Here is a 19,836-nt window from a genome sequence, read left to right as displayed (position 1 = left end):
CTTAATTCAACATCCTTTTCCAATAATGCCCTTGCATACATTATTAATAAGCCATAGCATACTCTTTTTTAGTTTCTATTCAAATTCTAATAACCACAGTTAAAGCGCCCATAGATCTCACCATGACAAAAACCAGCCATACCCCAATGATGCAACAGTTCTTAGCCATAAAAGCCGAGCACCCGAACCATCTTCTGTTTTACCGAATGGGAGACTTTTATGAGCTGTTTTTTGATGACGCTAAGAAAGCCTCTGATTTATTGGAAATCACCCTTACCGCTCGAGGCAAGTCAGGCGGTGAACCTATTCCTATGGCCGGCATTCCGCATCACTCGGCAGAAGGCTATTTAGCCAAACTGGTTAAACTCGGTGAATCGGTTGCCATTTGTGAACAAGTGGGTGACCCGGCTACCAGCAAAGGGCCGGTTGAGCGTAAAGTGGTGCGAGTCATCACCCCGGGCACTTTAGTTGAAGAAGCCCTGTTAGAAGACAGGCATGAAAACCTATTGGTGGCGATTACCCAGCAAGACAGCCAATACGGTTTAGCGTATCTAGAAGTTTCCAGCGGTCGTTTTGAAACCACCCAATTGAGCTCCCTTAACCAATTACTGGCGGAAGTGGAGCGTTTGAAACCTTCTGAACTGTTAGTGCCTGATGATGATTTATTTAGAGAGCAATTGCCAGAAGCCATTTTAAAACGACCAGGCCTGGTGAGATATCCAAGCTGGCATTTTGATGTTTCCAGTTGCCGTAAACGTTTAATCGCCCATTTTCAAACCCAAGATTTAGTGGCTTATGGTTGCGACACCCAAACGGCTTCTATCAGCGCTTCTGGCGTGATTTTGCATTATGCACAAAGCATGTTGCAAAGTGACCTGACTTATATTTCCAGCCTTCATACTTATCAAACCACCGACACCTTGGTGCTGGATGCGATCAGTCGGCGCAACCTAGAAATTGACACCAACCTGTCCGGAGGCACCAGCAACACCTTGGCCGCGATTCTGGATCACACTGCCACCGCGATGGGTAGCCGATTACTCAAACGCTGGCTTAACCAGCCATTACGTAACCGCGTGATCATCAACCAACGCCTAGATGCGATTGAAACCATCTTAGCCAATCACCAAGACGACGAATTGCGCACCACTTTGAAACAAGTCGGCGATATGGAACGTATTCTTAGCCGTGTGGCCTTAGGTTCGGCTCGACCACGTGATTGTTTACACCTGGGCAGAACCTTAAACGCCCTGCCCGATTTTCAACAGCAACTCGCCAACTTGAACAGTGCCGAAAAGCTGACTGAACTCGCCTCAAGGATGAGTACCTTTCCAGAATTGGCGGAACTATTGGAGTGCGCGATTATTGATAACCCGCCCATTCTGATTCGTGACGGCGGTGTAATCGCCCCAGGTTACGATGCCGAACTGGATGAGTTGCGGAATTTAAAAAATGAAGCCGGTGATTATCTATTAGCCTTGGAGCAACGTGAAAAAGAACGCACCGGCATCTCCACCTTAAAAGTCGGTTATAACCGTGTGCATGGTTACTACATTGAAATCAGCAAACTGCAAAGTGAAAACGTGCCCGCCGACTATATCCGCCGCCAAACCTTGAAAGGCCAGGAACGCTATATCATTCCAGAACTTAAAACCTTTGAAGATAAGATTTTAAGCGCGGGCGAAAAAGCGCTCTCACGTGAAAAATGGCTCTACCAGGCCTTATTGGAAAAACTCAACGAACATTTGGCGGAACTGCAAAACTGTGCCAGCGCACTTTCTGAATTGGATGTATTGGTCAACCTAGCCCAACAAGCGGTACGCTTGAATTTGACACGTCCGGTTTTAACCGATTCACCAGGCCTGATGATTGAACAGGGGCGCCATTTAACGGTTGAAGCGGTTTCCAACGAGCCGTTTATTCCCAACGACGCCTTGTTTAACGAAACGCGTAAACTGCACATTATCACCGGGCCAAACATGGGGGGTAAGTCCACCTATATGCGCCAAACGGCTTTGATTACCTTAATGGCGTTTATGGGCAGCTACGTACCTGCAGACAAAGCAGAACTTGGCCCCATCGACCGAATCTTCACTCGCATAGGGGCGTCTGACGATTTGACCTCGGGGCGATCGACCTTTATGGTGGAGATGACGGAAACCGCTAACATCTTGCACCACGCCACTGAAAACTCGTTGATTTTGATGGATGAAGTGGGTCGAGGAACCTCTACGTTTGACGGTTTGGCTTTAGCCTGGGCCATTGCGGAACACATTGCGCAAAATGTGAAAGGTTACTGCCTGTTTGCCACCCACTACTTTGAGCTCACCACTTTGAATGAACGCTTTGACAACACAATCAACGTACATTTAGACGCCATAGAGCATCAAGACAGCATTGTATTTCTACACCAAGTACAAGACGGGCCGGCATCACAAAGCTATGGTTTACAAGTAGCGGCATTGGCAGGTGTACCGCAAAATGTGATTCAATTGGCTAAACAGCATTTAAGCCAGCTGGAGAATCAAGCGGTTACTCAAAAAAACGCTACACCGCCTGCAACTTCCGCTACAAAAACGAGTCCAGTTGCAGAACCCATTCAACAGTTTGATATGTTTAGCGTACAACCTAATCCTGCTTTAGAAAAAGTACAGCAACTCTTGGAAGAGATTGATCCGAATGAGCTGACGCCAAGAAAAGCGCTGGATGCGTTATACGAACTTAAAGCCACATTAAAAAACAGTTAATCAAAGTTAACAGACTGTTCAAACAACAAGCATTAAACCAAAAGAATCAATTAAGGAAATAGTTCATGTCTGAAGCCATGATTGTCGATATCACCGCTAACAACATTCAAGAGATGGTGATTAGAAACTCCAAACGTTTTCCGGTGCTCCTAAACTGCTGGTCGCCGCTGAACGAGCAAAGTAAGCTCGCCAATACCATCTTGGAAAAGTTAGCGAATGAGATGGCCGGCAAGTTCATTTTCGCCAAACTCAATGTGGACAAAGAGAAAGACATCGCGCAAAAGTTTGGTTTACCTGGCGTACCGCTTTATAAACTGATTATTGATGGCGATATCGTTACCGAATACGAAGGCTTATTAAGTGAAGAAGCCTATCGATCGATGTTAAATGCCAATATCAAAGAAGAACCTTCTGAGGTTTTACGCAAACAAGCTGGCGAAGCTTTTGCGCAAGGCCAATATGACCAAGCTATTCAACTGCTTGGCGAAGCCGCCAAAGTGAACGCCAACAACTTCAAGATCCACCTGGATTTAGTGCAAATGTATTTACACACCGGGCACTTGGACAAGGCCAAAGACCTGTTCTATAAACTACCGGAAGAGGCACAGAAAGACCCCAAAGGTAAAGAACTTGATGGGATTCTATTCTTTTCTGAAGCGCTGGAGCAAGCACCTGAGATTGAAGTTATTCAAGCGACCTTGGCAGAAAATCAAAATGACGTTGATGCACTCTACGCTTTAGCGGGTTACTTAATGCTCAACGGCCATGCCGAAAAAGCACTACAAACCCTGTTCAAACTTTTCACAATCGATCGAACTTATCAGGAAGGTTTGCCGCAAAAAACCATTTTAAAAGCCTTTGAAATGCTTACTGCAAAAGCCCCTGAATTGGTTACAATGTATCGAAGAAAATTCCAAAGCTTACTTTATTAAAAATACAAAATATAAATTAGAGGGTATATAAATGTTGAAAAATAGTGAACAAAATTATGGCCTGGTTTCTCGTGCCAACCATTGGCTTTCGGCCGCATTGTTTATTGGCCTTATTGGTTTGGGTATCTATATGCATGAAATGGAAAAAGGCCCAGAAAGACTTGAGATGTATCAACTGCATAAATCATTGGGAATCGGTCTTTTCATGTTGATGATGGTACGTTTATTATGGCTGAAAATCAGCCCGAACCCTGAACAAATCTCTAACAGCAAGTTTGAACATATTCTAGGCCATGCGGTAAAAGGTATTTTATATCTTGCGATGATCATGATGCCGATTTCAGGCTGGATCATGTCAACCACGGGTGGTCATGACGTCTCTTTCTTTAACCTATTCACGCTACCGGTGTTGATTGGTGAAAATGAGATGATTCATGAAATTGCCGAAGAAATCCACGGCACTGCGGGTTACCTATTGATTGCCATCGTTGCACTTCATATTGCCGGAGCTTTGAAACACCACTTGGTCTATAAAGACGCCACCTTGTTACGCATGTTAGGTAAAAACAAAAAAGAAATCTAAAGGCCTATGAGTTATTTTCCAATTGATCAAACCACCCTACAAGATATTGTAGGGTTTGGAGTGGCGGGCAACTTTGCCGGCCACCTAGAACAAGCCGGAGAAACCCCGGATTTTGTCAATGTAAAAACCGCAACCACCAATGCGCCTAAAGGCATCTTTCCTTATTACGTTAAAAGTTCAGACAAACAGCTAGGTGTTTACCCGCTCTCTTCAACAGAAATTCGCTACCCAGAAAACCTAGCCGACAATGCGCACCTGCAAGCCGAACCTGAGGTATGTGTGTTATTTAATGTTGAATACGATGATGGAAAAGTGATTGAACTTAAACCACAAGCGTTTGCGGCATTCAATGATTGCTCCATTCGCAAACCAGGCGCCAAAAAAATCAGCGAAAAGAAAAACTGGGGGAAAGCAACCAAAGGGGTTGCCGAGCAGTTTATTGAAATGAACAGCTTTAAACCAGATTGTGAATTAGACACGTTTAGAATCGCCTCTTTTTTAATTCGCGATGGACAAATCCACGCTTATGGTAAAGACAGTTCGGTGTTGACCTATTCCTATTTTCATCAACAACTCAACGACTGGATGATTGAAAAACTCAATCAGCAACAAGATTTCGGGCCATTGGAAAACCTCCACCAGATCTTGCAACAGGCGCAATACCCTGCTCAAATCATGGTGAGTTTGGGTGCCACCACCTATACCGAATTTGGTGAAAGCGTATTTCTTCAACCTGGTGACCAGGTGGCTATCTATGTTTACGATGCTTCGTTAAACAGCGCAGATGAAGTTTATGCCCATTTAACCGGTGAACTGGCTGAATTAAAAAACAGCTCTATCCTGCAACAAAAAATCGTTTAGAGAGAGACCTTATGTCTAACCCAACCAACAATGAACAGATTTTGAATGACGTTAACCAGTGGTTAGACAAGGTCGTTATTGGCTTAAATCTCTGCCCTTTTGCCTCCCAACCTTATAAAAACCAACAAATCCGTTTTGCGATATCACACTGCAATACCGATGCGTGTTTACTGGAAGATTTACAAAATGAGTTGAATTTATTGGCCGAAACCAAAGCAGAAAGCATTGAGACCACCCTGTTGATAGTGCCGAATATGCTAGAAGACTTTTACGACTACAATGACTTTTTAGAATATGTAGACGCCTTGATTGAAGACAACGAATGGGAAGGAGTTTTCCAGGTGGCGACCTTTCATCCAGACTATCAGTTTGGGGGTACCGAGCCCGAAGATGACGAGAACCTAACCAACCGTGCACCCTACCCTATTTTGCATTTATTGCGTGAAGCCAGCCTGGAAAAAGCCATTGCCCATTATCCAAATCCAGAATCGATTCCTGAACAGAATATTGAAACGGTGTGTGGGTTAAGCCAAGAACAAAAAATAGCTTTGTTTCCGCATATCTTCAAAAAGTAACCAGGCCTGGTTAAAGCATGAGTTAAAGCATGAGTTAAAGCATGAGTTAAAGCATGAGTTAAGGCTAGAAATCATTTAAATCTTGCACAAATCCCCAAACACCTGGCTTATCATGCAAGCTACCGTTACCTTTTCTGAAAGGTCATTATGGAATTTATTGATTTAGCCAACGAACAAAGCACCGCGATTACCGATGCGCTTTTGGCGCTGATTGCTTTAGCCAGTTTAGTTTATCTTCGCCAAAATTTAACTACGCAAAAATGGAAACTCCAGATCTGGGTTGGACTATTTGGTGTCCTAACTTTTGCCTCTAGCCTTGGTGCAGTGGTTCATGGTTTTAAAATCCCTTTTGAATTGCAAACCAATTTATGGCATCTTCTCAATTTTTCTCTAGCCTTACTGGTCAGCCTATTTGCGATTGCCAGCACCAACGATATTTTTAGCGAAAAAACCTCTAGAAGAGTCTTACCCTTTGTTCTATTCATCGCTCTAATTTTCTTTGTAAGCACCTTATTTTGGCCTGATAGTTTTAATATTTTCATCATTTATCAGCTCACAATCATGCTATATTCTTTATCGGGTTACTTTTGGTTGGCTTATACAGACAAACTAAAAGGTTCCGTTTATATGACACTGGGAATCTTAATCACAATTACAGCTTCTTTTATTCAAACCACTGAACTTTCTGTAACCCTTATCTGGCTATTTGACCACAACGGAATTTATCATCTAATACAGATTTTAGGTGTCATTTCATTAGTGATAGGCATAAAAAGAGGTTTAGGTTGAGCGCCAAATCTGCAACCGTTCAATGAACCTGTTTAACCAACCCAATCAGCGTCAACAGCTCATTTATGCTAAGATGCTCGTTTTTCATTCAACAGGACTTTGAACATGTCTAACAACTTTACTACCACACCAGAAATTGTAAGTTACGGTATCGGTCGCCAGATGGGTGAGCAGTTGGCTTCAGATCCATTTGAAGGCGTCAGCCCTCAAGCGGTTGCTGCGGGTGTATTGGATGCTTTGGAAGGGACTGAAAGCCCGATTAGCCAAGAAGCGTTTGCTCAAGCATTCCAAGAAATTAACGATATCATGCAAGCCAAACATGCTGAACAAGCTAAAGTTGCCGGTGCGCAAGGTGAAGCCTTTTTAGCTGGAAACGCCCAAAAAGAAGGCGTTTTTGTCACCGCTTCAGGTCTACAGTATGAAATATTAACCGAAGGTACGGGTGAAAAACCTGGCCCGGAATCTGTGGTATCCACACACTATCACGGAACATTGATTGACGGTACGGTTTTTGATAGCTCGGTTGAACGTGGTCAGCCAGCTCAATTCCCGGTTAACCGTGTGATTGCAGGTTGGACTGAAGCGTTGCAGTTAATGCCTACCGGTTCAAAATGGCGTTTATATATTCCTCAAGAATTGGCCTATGGCGCTCAAGGTTCTGGTGGAAAAATAGCACCTTATTCAGCATTGATTTTTGATGTTGAACTACTTGAGATCATGGCTTAACCCATCTAAGTCGAATGACTTAACCTCATTGAGCTGAGTTACCTCTAATTCAGCTCAAAACAGACACCGTCTAATTTCCCTCGCCTTTTTGCCCTTGGTTTTTACTCCTTAATTATCTCAATCTTAAAATTTTGCAAATCGACTTATCAGGCCTGGTAAGATGAATAAATTATTTTTAATAGGTTAAAAATCATGCGTTCTATTCAAGGCTCTCTTTTACACCTTATGTTGGCTGCTAAAAAATTACTACCAGGCCTGGTGATTGCATTTTTTGTATTGTTTTCAAACTCGGCTTATAGCGATACCAGCGTATTACCAATTGCAAAAAACCTACAAGAATTAGGCAAACAAGCCACAGAACAGAATTTGCCGATTGCGATTCTGTTCTCGGCCAAAGGCTTGAAATCAACAGAAAACCTAAAAGACGAAGCCATTCTACCCACACTCTATTCAGGACAGCTTGATGGTTATGTGTTGATGACGGAAATCAATGTGAATGTGGACGAAACCACCGTGGACTTTTATGGTGAAACACTTGCCAATGAAGAGTTTAAAGCCCTTTATAATTTAAGCAGTTTACCGGTAGTGATTTTTGTGGATGGTGAGGGAGAAGTGATTACTAATCAACTGCTTTCCGGTGCTTATGATTTTTATCCGTTTTATTTAAAACAGTCTATTAATCAATCGCTTAAAGCGTTAAACAACCCAAAACAAATTCCGCAATAAATCCGACAAAAAAGCCACCAGGCCTGGTGGCTTATTATAAAACGTACATATCCTCCAAAAATGGAAATTGTTCTCTCACCTCGTCCACTTGTTGCAGTTCAATTTCGCCAGTTAACCATGTCTGCTCTGCATCAGCATAAGCCAACACCTCCCCTAAGGGAGAAATCACGCAAGACCCGCCAGCATAAATCAAACCATTACCATCTTGACCGATGCGGTTTACGCCAATCACAAAACACTGGTTTTCAATCGCACGGGCTTTAAGCAAACTCTCCCAGTGATTCTGTCTACTTTCAGGCCAATTAGCCAAAACAATCATCCCTTTAACCTGTTTGGCAATCTTACGAAACAGCTCAGGAAAACGGAGGTCATAGCAAATAAACAAACCGAATGGTTGGCCGTTTATCTCCACTATTTTCGATTTATGACCCGCTTGATACACCTGCTGCTCATTGGCATAACTAAAAAGAGTCTGTTTAGTATAAGAGGCAGTTTGCTCACCACTTTTATCAAACACCAAAGCGTTATTGAAAAAACTTAATTGCTGTCCTGTGCAATCTGCACGCACCCTTCGTTGCGCCACCCCCGCTACAATCGTAACAGAATACTCCATCGCCAAATCAGCCAAACACTGACTCACTAGCCCGTCGATGGATTCGGCAAACAACTGCGGTTGCATAGCAAACCCTGCATGGAATATCTCTGGTAAAAGCAAGACATCCATTGTTGACCAATCCTGTTTCACCAAGCTATTTTTAAGGTGCTGCAGGTTGACCGGCGTATTCTGCCAAACAGCATCAAACTGAATGATTCCTAATTTAAGCCCCATATATTCTTATCAATCCTGTAATTAAGCGAAATTTACCACCTTTTATTTTTAATTATTTTAAATCAACTTTTTCAACGATTATTTTTAATTTCACCCACTAGGGTGATATATACCCAATCACTATACAAATATAGTATCTACTGAGGATTTGTACTTATTACCAATAAAGAGGATAGGCTTTATGAAAAAATTATTAAAAAACCCGGTTGCCATAGCTGTTGCCATGGCAATTGGTGGAACTTTAGGAGGCTGTTTTGATAGTTCATCTAGTGATTCATCTGATTCAGCATCTGTTGGGACGTTTGTGGATGGGGCGGTTGATGGCTTAACCTATAAAGGTCGATACAACGGTAAAACAGAAAATGGTGGTCATTACAATTTTGCACCTGGTAGCATGGTAACGTTCTATCTTGGTGACAAGATTCGGCTAGGCCAATTACTTGGTTCGGTAGAAGACGTGACGCCAAAAGATTTCTTTGGACCTGATGCCACTCTAGACCAACGAGTGTTGAATATTTTGGTTTTATTACAGTCTTTGGATAGTGATGGTGTAGCTTCAAATGGCATTACCATTACAGAAGAATCCATTGCCGCTTTAGAAAAAGCGTTGGATGATGAAGGCATCAACTTGGATGAAATCGATTTTTCAGCGATGACGCCTGCTGAAGCAGAAACTTTTGCTACTCAATTAGCCACTATATTACAAACCGTAGTTGACGAAACAGAATCAACAGATGATCACGTTGTAACGGAACAGGAAGCTGAATACCATTTCGATTCCGCAATCAGTGGTGATATTACTGTACACAAGAACATCTCTAGAACCCCTGCGATGGGAAGTGGCGGTCACAGCATTGCCAGCATGATGCTACATACTGCACAAACTTCTGCCGCAGGCATTGTAGATGATACTGCACCCGCAGTAAGACCCTTATTAGTAAGCTATACAGACACCATGACAGGTGACTTTTTAATGGGAACAGGTAGTTCTGAACTTCCAGATATTGAACACTTTGCCGATACCTTTGTGGCCTTATCACTTGATAAGGGAGCTACCTGGAAACCAGTTAATATTTCAAACACGGCAGAAAACTCATCTATTGAAGTCGACTACTATGGTAACGGTGAAAAACTGCCTTACTATGGTCACTCTTTTAAACCTGCAATGAAAACCGAAGGTAACAAAGTCTTGGTGGCTTGGAATGATAAGTTTTGCCCAAGCGGTAACCCATCCAATCTTGAACAGGTTATTGTAGATGGTAAAACCACTTATCCAGACGACTTATATTTAGTCAATGGCCCTCAAGGTACAATCAACTATGAAGGGATTGAAGAATATGCCGGAGAAACCGTTGAAGCTCACGAAGTACCTTTTAGTTGTATTTGGGTGGCTCGTGGTGTGTTAAATGAAGAAGAACACGATATTGACTGGTTTGCTCCTGAACAATTAACCTCTGGTCGTCGTGATTCAAACAAAGTGACGATTGCATCAGATACAACAGGTTTTGTACTTTCATGGCAAGAAGACCCAGATGGTTTACGACCTGGTAGTGGTTCTGGTCCAGGTGAAGGATGGAGTGGAGCAACCACAAATCATAAAACCGACATTTGGTATAGCTACATCGAAATGGAAAAATTTGATATTGCTGACCCAAATGCAGAAATAGGTGGCACTCCTGATACCGATAATGAAACCTTAAAACCAAAAGCACTGTATAGCTTTGCAACGCCAGTGCCAATCAGTGATAACGCAGTCTGTTTACAAGAGAACGTAGACAATGGCACAGGTGCTCAATATTGTGCAAAACTTTGTGCAGACAATGGTACCTTTACAGCTGCCCCTGGTGAAGATGACCGCGATAACGGTAAATGTTTTAGCAACTACGATGATCCAATCAGAGCAATTTACAACGATACGCCTGACATTGTAGAAAAACAGCTGTTAAATGGTGATACAGGAGCTTCACGACCAATTATTGGCCTATTTGGCAATAAAGTTATCTTAGGTTATGAAGAAACAAAAGGTGAAGCGACCAGCTTACCAGGGGTTCCAAATAGTGAAACCTTAGATACCATTCCGGTTCAAGACCAAGGTAAAATCGCTTATGTACACTCTTTTGACATGACAACTCCAACTCCAATTGCTGCGGGAACAATTGTTAATGAGCTTAGACCCAATGAAGAAGATGGCACACCTGTGCTTGAAAACGTCCGTCGTCTAACATTGATTACTCAAGTTGATTCTAAAGATGTTCTAGGAACGGATGGTCTAGGAACTGATGCGATAGCTCCGGATGCGCATTTATGGGGAATTCTATATAAATCTGGAATTGAAACCCAAGGTGCCTCTTCTGACATGTATTTACGTTTAGCCAAAGGTGGTTACGATGTATCTAACTTAAATACCAAAGAAGATATGGCAGCCATTATGGGTACTGAAACATGGCCTTCTAATAGCTGGAACTTAAGCTCGCACGTTGCGGTTGATGATGAAGGAACCGTGGGTTCTTGGAGTGAAGCTAACTTAGATGATGCAACTTGGGAAAACAACTGGGAGAACACCTTCTCTCCACGTGGTTACTTAAGTGGCAACACTATCTTTATTGGTTATGAATATACCCCATCATGGCGTTTAACAGGGGTTGGGCACTTGTCTAACAACTTTACAGTAACTCGTTCTGATAATAATGGTACAAACTGGACAACTCCATTTAATGTATCAAACATTACCAATAACATCATTTCAACCTTGGATCCAAGATTGATTCCAACCTCTGAAGCGATTCCTGGGTTAGAAACTAGAGATCCAAATACCGTGTTTATAACCTACGGAACAGTCGAAATGGGAACGGGGATTGAGGAAGATTTATTCCTAACTCGCTCAACCGATGGTGGTGACACCTGGGAAAAAGTACCATCAAATCCTGATGCAGCAGTACCTGTTGATGACATGAATGAAGCGATTGCCCAATCAGTTGCTGAAGAGAAAGAGGTACAGAATATTGCTTCTCCTGATGGTAAAACACTTTACTCAATCTGGTTACAAGAACTAGACCCAGAAGAAGCACCTGATAGTGCGGCAGACTATCTATTAGGTAGCGACATTTGGGCTCAGCGTAAAGACTACACTGAAGAAGTTCCTGAATAATAGCGAGTCAGTAACTTAAGCCTTAGTTATTAAGATTCATCTAATATTAAGGCTTAATTCTTAAAACCAGGCCATTACATTAATATGTAATGGCCTTTTTTATTATTTAAATTCTTGTTAAACCTTTAATAAATCCCCCTCTCAATGTTTCCACCAACACTAAAAATCTTTTTTCGTATCCATAAAACCCATTACTTTCATAAAGTTAACTAAAAAAATGGCTATTTACTGTAAAAATAATGCATATTATATTTGACATGTAATATTTTTACATTTAATATGCAAATCAAGATATGTAACTTTTTAACATTTAGTGAAAATCCTTAAACTAGTTAAACGTATAAAAGCCTTATCTTATTAAGCGTGATGCAAAACTCAGTAAGTATAAAGAATGAGTGAATCACATTTCTCCAACTATTAAGAAACTTAGTAAATTTTTAAAAAAGCTATTAACAGGAAAAGAACATGAAAAAGATTATTTTTGCAGCACTACTAACTTTTGGAATCAGTACAGCCGCTTCAGCACACCACATGGCCGCTAACCCAGATGCAGGTGAGTTTATCCCTGATACATCACCACATTTAGATATGGTTTTTTAACCTGAATAACAAAAGATATATAGACTTAATAAAAAATAGGATAGAACAATGAAAAAAGTATTTTTAGCCGCTTTATTAACCTTTGGATTAGTAACCACCGCTTCGGCTCATCATAATTCACCAAGCGATAACGCCGGTGGAAACATCAATGACAACTCAGGACATTTAGAACTAGTGTTCTAAATTGAGCCGCTTTTAAAATTTGAATTATCAAAAAGCAATATAAAGGAAATAACATGAAAAAAGTACTATTAGCAGCGATTTTGACTTTTGGAATTTCATCAGTAGCATCCGCTCACCACATGGCTGAATATGAAGATGCTGGCATCTATATTCCAGATTGGTCACCGCATTTAGATATGGTTTTTTAATCTCGTTTAAAAGCCTATCACCCTTTGTTTCTTAGCCGCTTAAATGCCTCTTTATCTCTCCTCCTAGCCTAGCGGCTAAGAACAATAAAAGCCCGTAAACACTTTAAGTGTTTACGGGCTTCTTCATTTTTCATGTCATAAAACCAACTTAATCAGATAACCGTTTTAATCTAACCAGGCCTGGTTAAATCCATATATGCTAAAAACCGCACTCTATGTTTAAATAAGAATCGAAACTTACATTTCTGTTTTTGTTGTGAGGAATTATGGCTGAGATATTAATAACCATCGGATTATTGATTAGCGTATTGATGAGCGAAAGTTTCTCTTACGCTTTTTTGGCGCTATTGGTTTTATACCTGTTTTTTGAAAACAAGAATATTCATAAACAACTGAGAAATCTCAAACAAGAGTTAACGTTACTTAACCAAAAAAACATCACGCCCGATGCCGCAAACACCCAGCCATTAAAAACAGAGAACACAAAAGAGACCAAGCCCGATAGTTCACTCATAGAAGAACCGCCCGTTGATGACAGCATCTCTGCCGATATCGAGCACAGTAAACGTTTGCAATCCCCCTGGGAAACTGACACGCAAACAGAAGAAAAGCCGGCACTGAAAACTCAACCATCTCTCACTGAAACACGCTTTGAAAATCTTCCTAAGGCTCCCCAAACCAATCAATGGCTTAACCGCTTAATTGAATTTACCACCACAGGAAATCTCACCGTTAAAGCCGGTATTGTGGTGCTGTTTTTTGGAGTGGCCTTCTTGCTTAAATACGCCGCCGATAACAGCTTACTGCCCATAGAGTTCCGACTGACTTTTGTGGCGATGGGTGCATCCGCACTCGGTTATCTAGGTTGGCGATTACGGTACAAAAATCCGCTTTACGCCTTGGTGTTACAAGGAGGTTCGGTCGCCATTCTCTATTTAACCGCCTATACCTCATTTAAACTTTATGATGTGGTTTCGGTTGAGCTAGGCTTTGTTTTACTGATTGTCATTATGGCAATCGCTTTACTGTTGGCACTTTATCAAGATGCCAAAGTACTCGCATTTATTGGTGCGGCGGGCGGCTTTTTAGCTCCAATAGTGGCCTCTACCGGAGAAGGCAACCACATTGTTCTATTTAGTTATTATGCACTGTTGAATTTCAGCATCTTTGTCATCGCTTGGTTTAAATCTTGGCGCGAGTTGAACCTGCTTGGTTTTGTTATGACCTTTATTATCGGGGTTATCTGGGGGGTACTGAAATACCAAACCGACCATTTTGCCAGTACCGAGTTCTTCTTGATCTTATTCTTCTTATTGTATGTGGTCATTTCCATTCTTCACGCCTTAAAACAGCCGCCTAATTTAAAAGGCCTGGTAGACGGCACACTGCTGTTTGGTCCACCGATTATCGGTGCAACCATTCAGGCAATTTTGGTTGAACCTTTTGCCTATGGCATCGCCTACAGCACCTTGAGTCTAGGTGCTTTTTATCTTGTATTGGCAGGCTTTTTCTACCAAAAAAACCGTGCCGAACTGCAAACCTTATACCAGGCTTTTTTTGCGTTAAGCGTTATCTTCTTTACGCTCACCATTCCGCTTGCATTCGATAATAACTGGAGTTCGGCTGCTTGGGCGATTGAAGGAGCTGGCGTTATCTGGATTAGCCTTCGCCAACAAAGAACCCTGAGTTTGGCATTTGGTTTAATGGTTTTATTAGGGGCGAGCCTGCTTTATGTATTGGAGGTTTCATTGAACCTTCAGGCGCATGATATTGCTATCCTAAACCCTTATTTTATGGGCGGCATGATGATCGCCCTCTCTTCACTGTTCAGTGCTTTTTTCTTATTCAAAGCGCAACATCAGCTTTCAAAAAGTTATCAAGGGATTGATATCATACTGCTTTTATGGGGACTTACTTGGTGGTTCACCAGCGCTTGGCGAGAAATAGAGGCTTTTATTCCAAGAGAATATTCTTTAATCATATTACTACTACACCTCGCCCTAAGTGCCATTATCGTCACTCGAATTGAGGTGCGTTATCAATGGACAACCCTGCAACATGGCCGTTTAGGATGGCTCATCCTACTTGCAATCATGATTGGCTTGAATATCGATTCCCAGCCCCACCCTTTTGCCAATTACGCCGTTTGGGGCTGGTTACTCAACGCCTATCTTTTCTATCGAATTCTATACTGGTTTGAATCTAACCTTAAAACACAATTAAATAACCCAACAACCTTGCACGCCTTAAGCTTCGCACTGTTTTTAGGCTTATTGAGTTATGAATCTCAGTGGCTTGCCCAAGAATATTATAATGATTGGATTACGCAAAGCGGCTTAATGCTGATTTTACCGCTTGTGTTGGCCATCTACTTAATTGTTAAAGCGAAGTTTTGGCCTTTTAAAAGCCATAAAAGTTTATATCGCAATTTGATTGCTTGGCCAACCATTGGCATCATTGTTATCTGGAATTTAAGCTTAAACCTGCAATCGCCTGGTGGCGCAAGCTTTATGCCCTATATACCGGTTTTAAACCTGTTAGATTTCGTTAGCCTAGTCTCTCTAATGGTGATTTTACAATGGTGGAAACTGCCAGAGCGGCAAAACTGGTTAAAGATAACTATTTGGGGACCATATCTAGCAGGCCTGGTCGGTTTTTTAGCATTTAATGCGATGCTATTAAGAACTCTACATCATTGGTTTGCTGTCAGCTATAACCCGCATGCTTGGATGCACTCCATTCTTACCCAAGCGACCTTATCCATTAGCTGGAGTTTGTTAGGATTTATCATTATCAGTGTCTCGAACAAGATTCAAAGCCGAACCTTGTGGATTGCCGGAAGCGCTTTATTGGGCTTGGTACTGTTGAAAGTATTCACTATCGATTTAGCCAGTAGCGGTAGCATTGCGAGAATTGTGAGTTTTATTGCTGTCGGTGGTATTTTGTTGGTTATAGGTTATCTCTATCCAATTCCACCAAATAACAAAACAGAAAAAGCTGAACAGAACCTTTAAAAAGAATCAAACAAAAGGCCTTAAATCGATTGACCTGTTCGCTATAAAAAAGCCCGCTTAGTTTCGATAAACCAGCGGGCTCTATTAAGCAACTTGATGCTCAACTTGATTTTTCTGTTGAATATTACGACTCTTGAGTTTGCAGATAAGACTCGTAATCACCACGGAAATCTTCTATGCCATCTTCTTTTAGAATCAGTAGACGGGTGGCAATCGACGAAACGAACTCTCGGTCATGCGAGACAAAGATAATCGTTCCTGGGAAGTTTTCCATCGCCAGGTTTAATGATTCAATCGATTCCATATCCAAGTGGTTGGTTGGCTCATCCATGATCAAGACGTTCGGCTTTTGCAGCATCAGCTTACCGAACAACATGCGGCCTTGCTCACCACCGGACAGCACCTTAACCGACTTATCGATATCTTTTTGAGAGAACAGCAAACGACCTAAAACAGCACGCAACGCTTGCTCATCATCACTCTCTTGTTTCCATTGAGCCATCCATTCAAGCAAAGATAGGTCTTCTTCAAAATCGTGCGCGTGATCCTGCGCATAGTAACCGATTTTGACGTTTTCAGACCATTTGACCACCCCCGTAGTCGGCTGTTCATCACCCACCAAACATTTTAGCAAGGTGGTTTTACCGATACCGTTAGCCCCTAATACCGCCAAACGCTCTTCCACTTCCAGCATTAAATTCAGGTTTTTCAGCACTTCATTAGGCTCACCATCGTTATCATAGGTTTTGCCCAAGTTTTCAATCTCTAACGCCAAACGGAACAGTTTCTTATCCTGTTCAAAACGAATGAACGGATTCACACGACTAGACGCTTTCACTTCCGAAAGTTCGATTTTATCAATCAACTTAGCACGCGAAGTCGCCTGCTTGGCTTTTGATGCGTTGGCTGAGAAACGGCTCACGAAGGTTTTTAGTTCATTGATCTGCGCCTGCTTCTTAGCGTTATCCGACAATAACTGCTCTCGAGCCATGGTCGAAGCGGTCATGTATTCATCGTAGTTACCAGGGTAAATACGCAGCTCACCATAATCCAAATCTGCCATATGGGTACAGACACTGTTCAAGAAGTGTCTATCATGCGAGATGATGATCATGGTGCTTTTACGTTCGTTCAAAATGTTTTCCAACCAGCGGATAGTGTTGATGTCCAAGTTGTTGGTAGGCTCATCCAATAACAAAATATCCGGGTCGGCGAACAGGGCTTGTGCCAATAACACACGTAATTTCCAACCTGGAGCCACTTCACTCATTGGACCATAATGCTGTTCTACCGGAATCTCCAAGCCCATTAGCAACTCACCGGCACGCGACTCGGCCGTATAACCGTCCATTTCACCAAACTGTACTTCTAAATCGGCAACCAGCATCCCTTCGGTTTCTGACATGGCAGGTAAGCTATAGATACGGTCACGCTCTTTTTTCACTTCCCAAAGTTCGGGCTGGCCCATAATCACCGTGTCGATAACACTGTATTGTTCGTAGGCGAACTGGTCCTGTTTTAACTTACCAACACGCTCATTTTCGTCAATGCTCACCGTACCTGAAGTTTGCTCTAAATCGCCCCCTAAAATTTTCATAAAGGTAGATTTACCGCAACCGTTTGCGCCGATTAAACCGTAACGTTTGCCGCCACCGAATTTAACTGAGATATTTTCAAAAAGAGGTTTTTCACCAAACTGCATGGTGATATTGGCTGTTGAAATCAAAATACTGTCCTTATGTATAAGAGGTTGCGAATCTAGAGTGCATACGCTTTTAAAGCGCAAATAGCTTAAAATCCAGTCGCATTAAATTTGGGCGCTATTGTGCCATAAATCGAGTCTAAGTGTCTGAGTTTATAAACAAAAAAACCCGAACCACCAGGCCTGGTGGTTCGGGTTTGAGCTCACTGAACAGCGTTCAGTGAATTTAAACCAAAGCAATAGCGGTTACATGGCTTCGCTTAACAACTTATTCATACGTTGAATGAACAGAGCCGGTTCTTCCAACTGGTCACCTTCAGCAAGCTGCGCCTGCTCTAACAAGAATAGCGACCATTCGGTTAACTTAGCTTCATCCTCGATACCTTCCAGCTTTTTAACTAGAACGTGGTCAGGGTTTAACTCTAAAACAGGGTTCTGTTTAGGGATGCTTTGCCCCATTTGTTCCATCAAGCGAGCCATATGTGCAGACATATCACCTTCCGCACTGACAACACACGCCGGAGAATCGGTTAAACGATGAGTGATGCGCACATCTGAAACCTTATCTTCAATCGCTTTTTTAACTTTTTCGGTTAAGGCTTCACGCGCTTGTTTTTCATCGTCAGATAAATCTTTGTCCGCTTCTTCTTCAAACTCTTTTAAGTCTGCCGAAGTAATCGATTTTAATTGTTTACCTTCAAATTCGGTTAAGTGTGAAACCAACCACTCATCAATACGGTCCGACATCAACAACACTTCAATGCCTTTTTTACGGAACATCTCTAAGTGTGGGCTACCTTTAGCGGCGGCATGCGTGTCTGCCACTATATAGTAAATCGCTTCCTGGCCTTCTTGCATACGGTCGACGTAGCTCTCTAAAGAGATACGCTGTGCTTTAGAAGCATCATCATGGGTAGAGGCAAAACGTAGCAATTTGGCAATTTTGTCTTTATTGGCAAAATCTTCAACCACACCCTCTTTCATGACTTGACCAAATTGATCCCAGAAGGTGTTATAAGCTTCTTGGTCATCAGCCTTGGCAAATTTGGCCAACTGGTCCAATACACGCTTGACCGAAGCGGAACGAATCTTATCAACCACCTTGTTGCTCTGTAAGATTTCACGCGATACGTTTAAAGGCAAATCGGCTGAATCGATTACCCCGCGGACAAAACGCAGATAAGTCGGCATTAGGTGTTCAGCGTCATCCATAATGAATACACGCTTAACATATAGCTTCAAACCATAACGACGTTCACGGTCATATAGGTCAAACGGCGCATTTTTTGGAATATAAAGCAATGAAGTATATTCCAGCGTACCTTCAACTTTGTTATGAATATGCGCTAACGGCTCATTGAAGTCATGCGAGATGGTTTGATAAAAATTGGTGTAATCCTCATCAGACAGTTCTGACTTTGGTTGTGTCCAGATGGCCGTCGCTTTGTTGACCTGCTCAAACTCACCGGTTGCTTTACTTTCTTTGGCTTCTTCATCCCATTCAGACTTTTCCATCTTAATCGGGAAGTTAATATGGTCAGAATAAGTGGTCACAATGCCTTTTAGACGGTGTTCAGATAAAAACTCGTCCATATCTTCTTTAAGGTGTAACGTGATGACCGTACCTTTAGACGCCTTTTCAACGTTTTCCAGGGTAAATTCACCCTCACCTTTAGAGACCCACTTAGTCCCTTCAGAAACAGCGGTACCGGCCTTACGAGTAATCAACTCCACTTCATCAGAGACAATAAATGACGAGTAGAAACCAACACCGAACTGACCGATTAGATGTGAATCCTTAGCCTGGTCACCGGTCATCGACTCTAGGAATTTTTTAGTGCCTGAGTTGGCGATTGTACCAATATTGGCAATGACTTCATCACGAGTCATACCAATACCGTTATCGCTAATAGTAATGGTGCGAGCTTCTTTATTGAACTCAAGCTGAATTGCTAACTCTTCTTCACCTTCAGTTAAAGCATCATTGGAAACCGCTTCAAAACGCAATTTATCTAGGGCGTCAGAAGCATTAGAAACTAATTCTCTTACAAAGATTTCTTTGTTGGAATATAAAGCGTGAATCATCAACTTAAGCAGTTGATTGACTTCGGTCTGAAACGCGTGAGTTTCTGTTGCACTCATTAATACATCTCCTAATTTGGTTTATGTGAACGAATAATTTAAAAATGTGCTTAATAAATAAGGTTTAAAAATGCCTTTTCAAGGGCTCAAA

Annotated in this window: 16 protein-coding genes; 13 read left to right on the top strand and 3 right to left on the bottom strand. The window is 42.0% G+C overall.

The genetic code is table 11. The annotated features are described in order from the left end of the window. The first annotated feature begins 122 nt into the window (after positions 1-122). From mutS to L6421_RS03495, 8 genes are all read left to right on the top strand, one after another. Positions 123-2,747, top strand: coding sequence for a DNA mismatch repair protein MutS (gene mutS / locus L6421_RS03530; protein WP_237263391.1), 2,625 nt, complete (start codon positions 123-125; stop codon positions 2,745-2,747). A gap of 65 nt (positions 2,748-2,812) precedes the next feature. Beyond that, on the top strand, positions 2,813-3,679 hold the full coding sequence (locus tag L6421_RS03525; RefSeq protein WP_237263266.1) for a tetratricopeptide repeat protein: 867 nt from the start codon (positions 2,813-2,815) through the stop codon (positions 3,677-3,679). Between the two features lie 31 nt (positions 3,680-3,710). Continuing rightward, complete coding sequence (locus tag L6421_RS03520) at positions 3,711-4,262, top strand: cytochrome b (protein WP_237263265.1); 552 nt, start codon at positions 3,711-3,713, stop codon at positions 4,260-4,262. Between the two features lie 6 nt (positions 4,263-4,268). Next, the gene (locus L6421_RS03515) at positions 4,269-5,123 is read left to right on the top strand and encodes a DUF5718 family protein (protein ID WP_237263263.1); all 855 of its coding nucleotides are present in this window, start codon (positions 4,269-4,271) and stop codon (positions 5,121-5,123) included. Between the two features lie 11 nt (positions 5,124-5,134). Further along, positions 5,135-5,698: a DUF1415 domain-containing protein gene (locus L6421_RS03510; protein WP_237263261.1), complete on the top strand. Its 564-nt coding sequence runs from the start codon at positions 5,135-5,137 to the stop codon at positions 5,696-5,698. Between the two features lie 147 nt (positions 5,699-5,845). Further along, positions 5,846-6,487 (top strand): DUF6962 family protein, encoded by a 642-nt coding sequence (locus L6421_RS03505; protein WP_237263260.1) that lies wholly within the window; start codon positions 5,846-5,848, stop codon positions 6,485-6,487. Positions 6,488-6,592: 105 nt separating this feature from the next. Further along, entirely contained in the window at positions 6,593-7,213 is a 621-nt protein-coding gene (gene bamJ, locus L6421_RS03500) for a BamJ family beta-barrel-assembly machinery protein (protein ID WP_237263259.1), read from the top strand. A 192-nt stretch (positions 7,214-7,405) separates the two neighbouring features. Further along, positions 7,406-7,939: a thioredoxin fold domain-containing protein gene (locus tag L6421_RS03495; RefSeq protein WP_237263258.1), complete on the top strand. Its 534-nt coding sequence runs from the start codon at positions 7,406-7,408 to the stop codon at positions 7,937-7,939. Between the two features lie 34 nt (positions 7,940-7,973). On the opposite strand, the gene L6421_RS03490 is transcribed toward L6421_RS03495, so the two are convergent. Further along, on the bottom strand, positions 7,974-8,768 hold the full coding sequence (locus L6421_RS03490; RefSeq protein WP_237263256.1) for a nitrilase-related carbon-nitrogen hydrolase: 795 nt from the start codon (positions 8,766-8,768) through the stop codon (positions 7,974-7,976). A 181-nt stretch (positions 8,769-8,949) separates the two neighbouring features. Between L6421_RS03490 and L6421_RS03485 the strand changes: the two genes are divergently transcribed. The 5 genes from L6421_RS03485 to L6421_RS03480 all read left to right on the top strand — a co-directional run bounded on the left by L6421_RS03485 (position 8,950) and on the right by L6421_RS03480 (position 15,901). Next, the gene (locus tag L6421_RS03485) at positions 8,950-11,916 is read left to right on the top strand and encodes a choice-of-anchor O protein (RefSeq protein ID WP_237263254.1); all 2,967 of its coding nucleotides are present in this window, start codon (positions 8,950-8,952) and stop codon (positions 11,914-11,916) included. A 465-nt stretch (positions 11,917-12,381) separates the two neighbouring features. Further along, a complete protein-coding gene (locus L6421_RS11500; protein WP_255695501.1) occupies positions 12,382-12,516 on the top strand; it encodes a hypothetical protein in 135 nt (44 codons plus the stop codon). 48 nt (positions 12,517-12,564) lie between these two features. Continuing rightward, complete coding sequence (locus L6421_RS11495) at positions 12,565-12,699, top strand: hypothetical protein (RefSeq protein WP_255695500.1); 135 nt, start codon at positions 12,565-12,567, stop codon at positions 12,697-12,699. A 53-nt stretch (positions 12,700-12,752) separates the two neighbouring features. Beyond that, complete coding sequence (locus L6421_RS11490) at positions 12,753-12,887, top strand: hypothetical protein (RefSeq protein ID WP_255695499.1); 135 nt, start codon at positions 12,753-12,755, stop codon at positions 12,885-12,887. 266 nt (positions 12,888-13,153) lie between these two features. Then, on the top strand, positions 13,154-15,901 hold the full coding sequence (locus L6421_RS03480) for a DUF2339 domain-containing protein (RefSeq protein WP_237263252.1): 2,748 nt from the start codon (positions 13,154-13,156) through the stop codon (positions 15,899-15,901). Between the two features lie 124 nt (positions 15,902-16,025). On the opposite strand, the gene L6421_RS03475 is transcribed toward L6421_RS03480, so the two are convergent. Then, entirely contained in the window at positions 16,026-17,627 is a 1,602-nt protein-coding gene (locus L6421_RS03475) for an ABC-F family ATPase (protein ID WP_237263250.1), read from the bottom strand. A gap of 222 nt (positions 17,628-17,849) precedes the next feature. Then, entirely contained in the window at positions 17,850-19,745 is a 1,896-nt protein-coding gene (gene htpG, locus L6421_RS03470; protein WP_237263248.1) for a molecular chaperone HtpG, read from the bottom strand. Positions 19,746-19,836: the final 91 nt, after the last annotated feature.

Source organism: Thiomicrorhabdus immobilis (genome assembly GCF_021654855.1).
Classification (GTDB): domain Bacteria; phylum Pseudomonadota; class Gammaproteobacteria; order Thiomicrospirales; family Thiomicrospiraceae; genus Thiomicrorhabdus; species Thiomicrorhabdus immobilis.
Note: the sequence above shows the minus strand (reverse complement) of the source record. Positions and strands in the feature narration are given on the sequence as shown.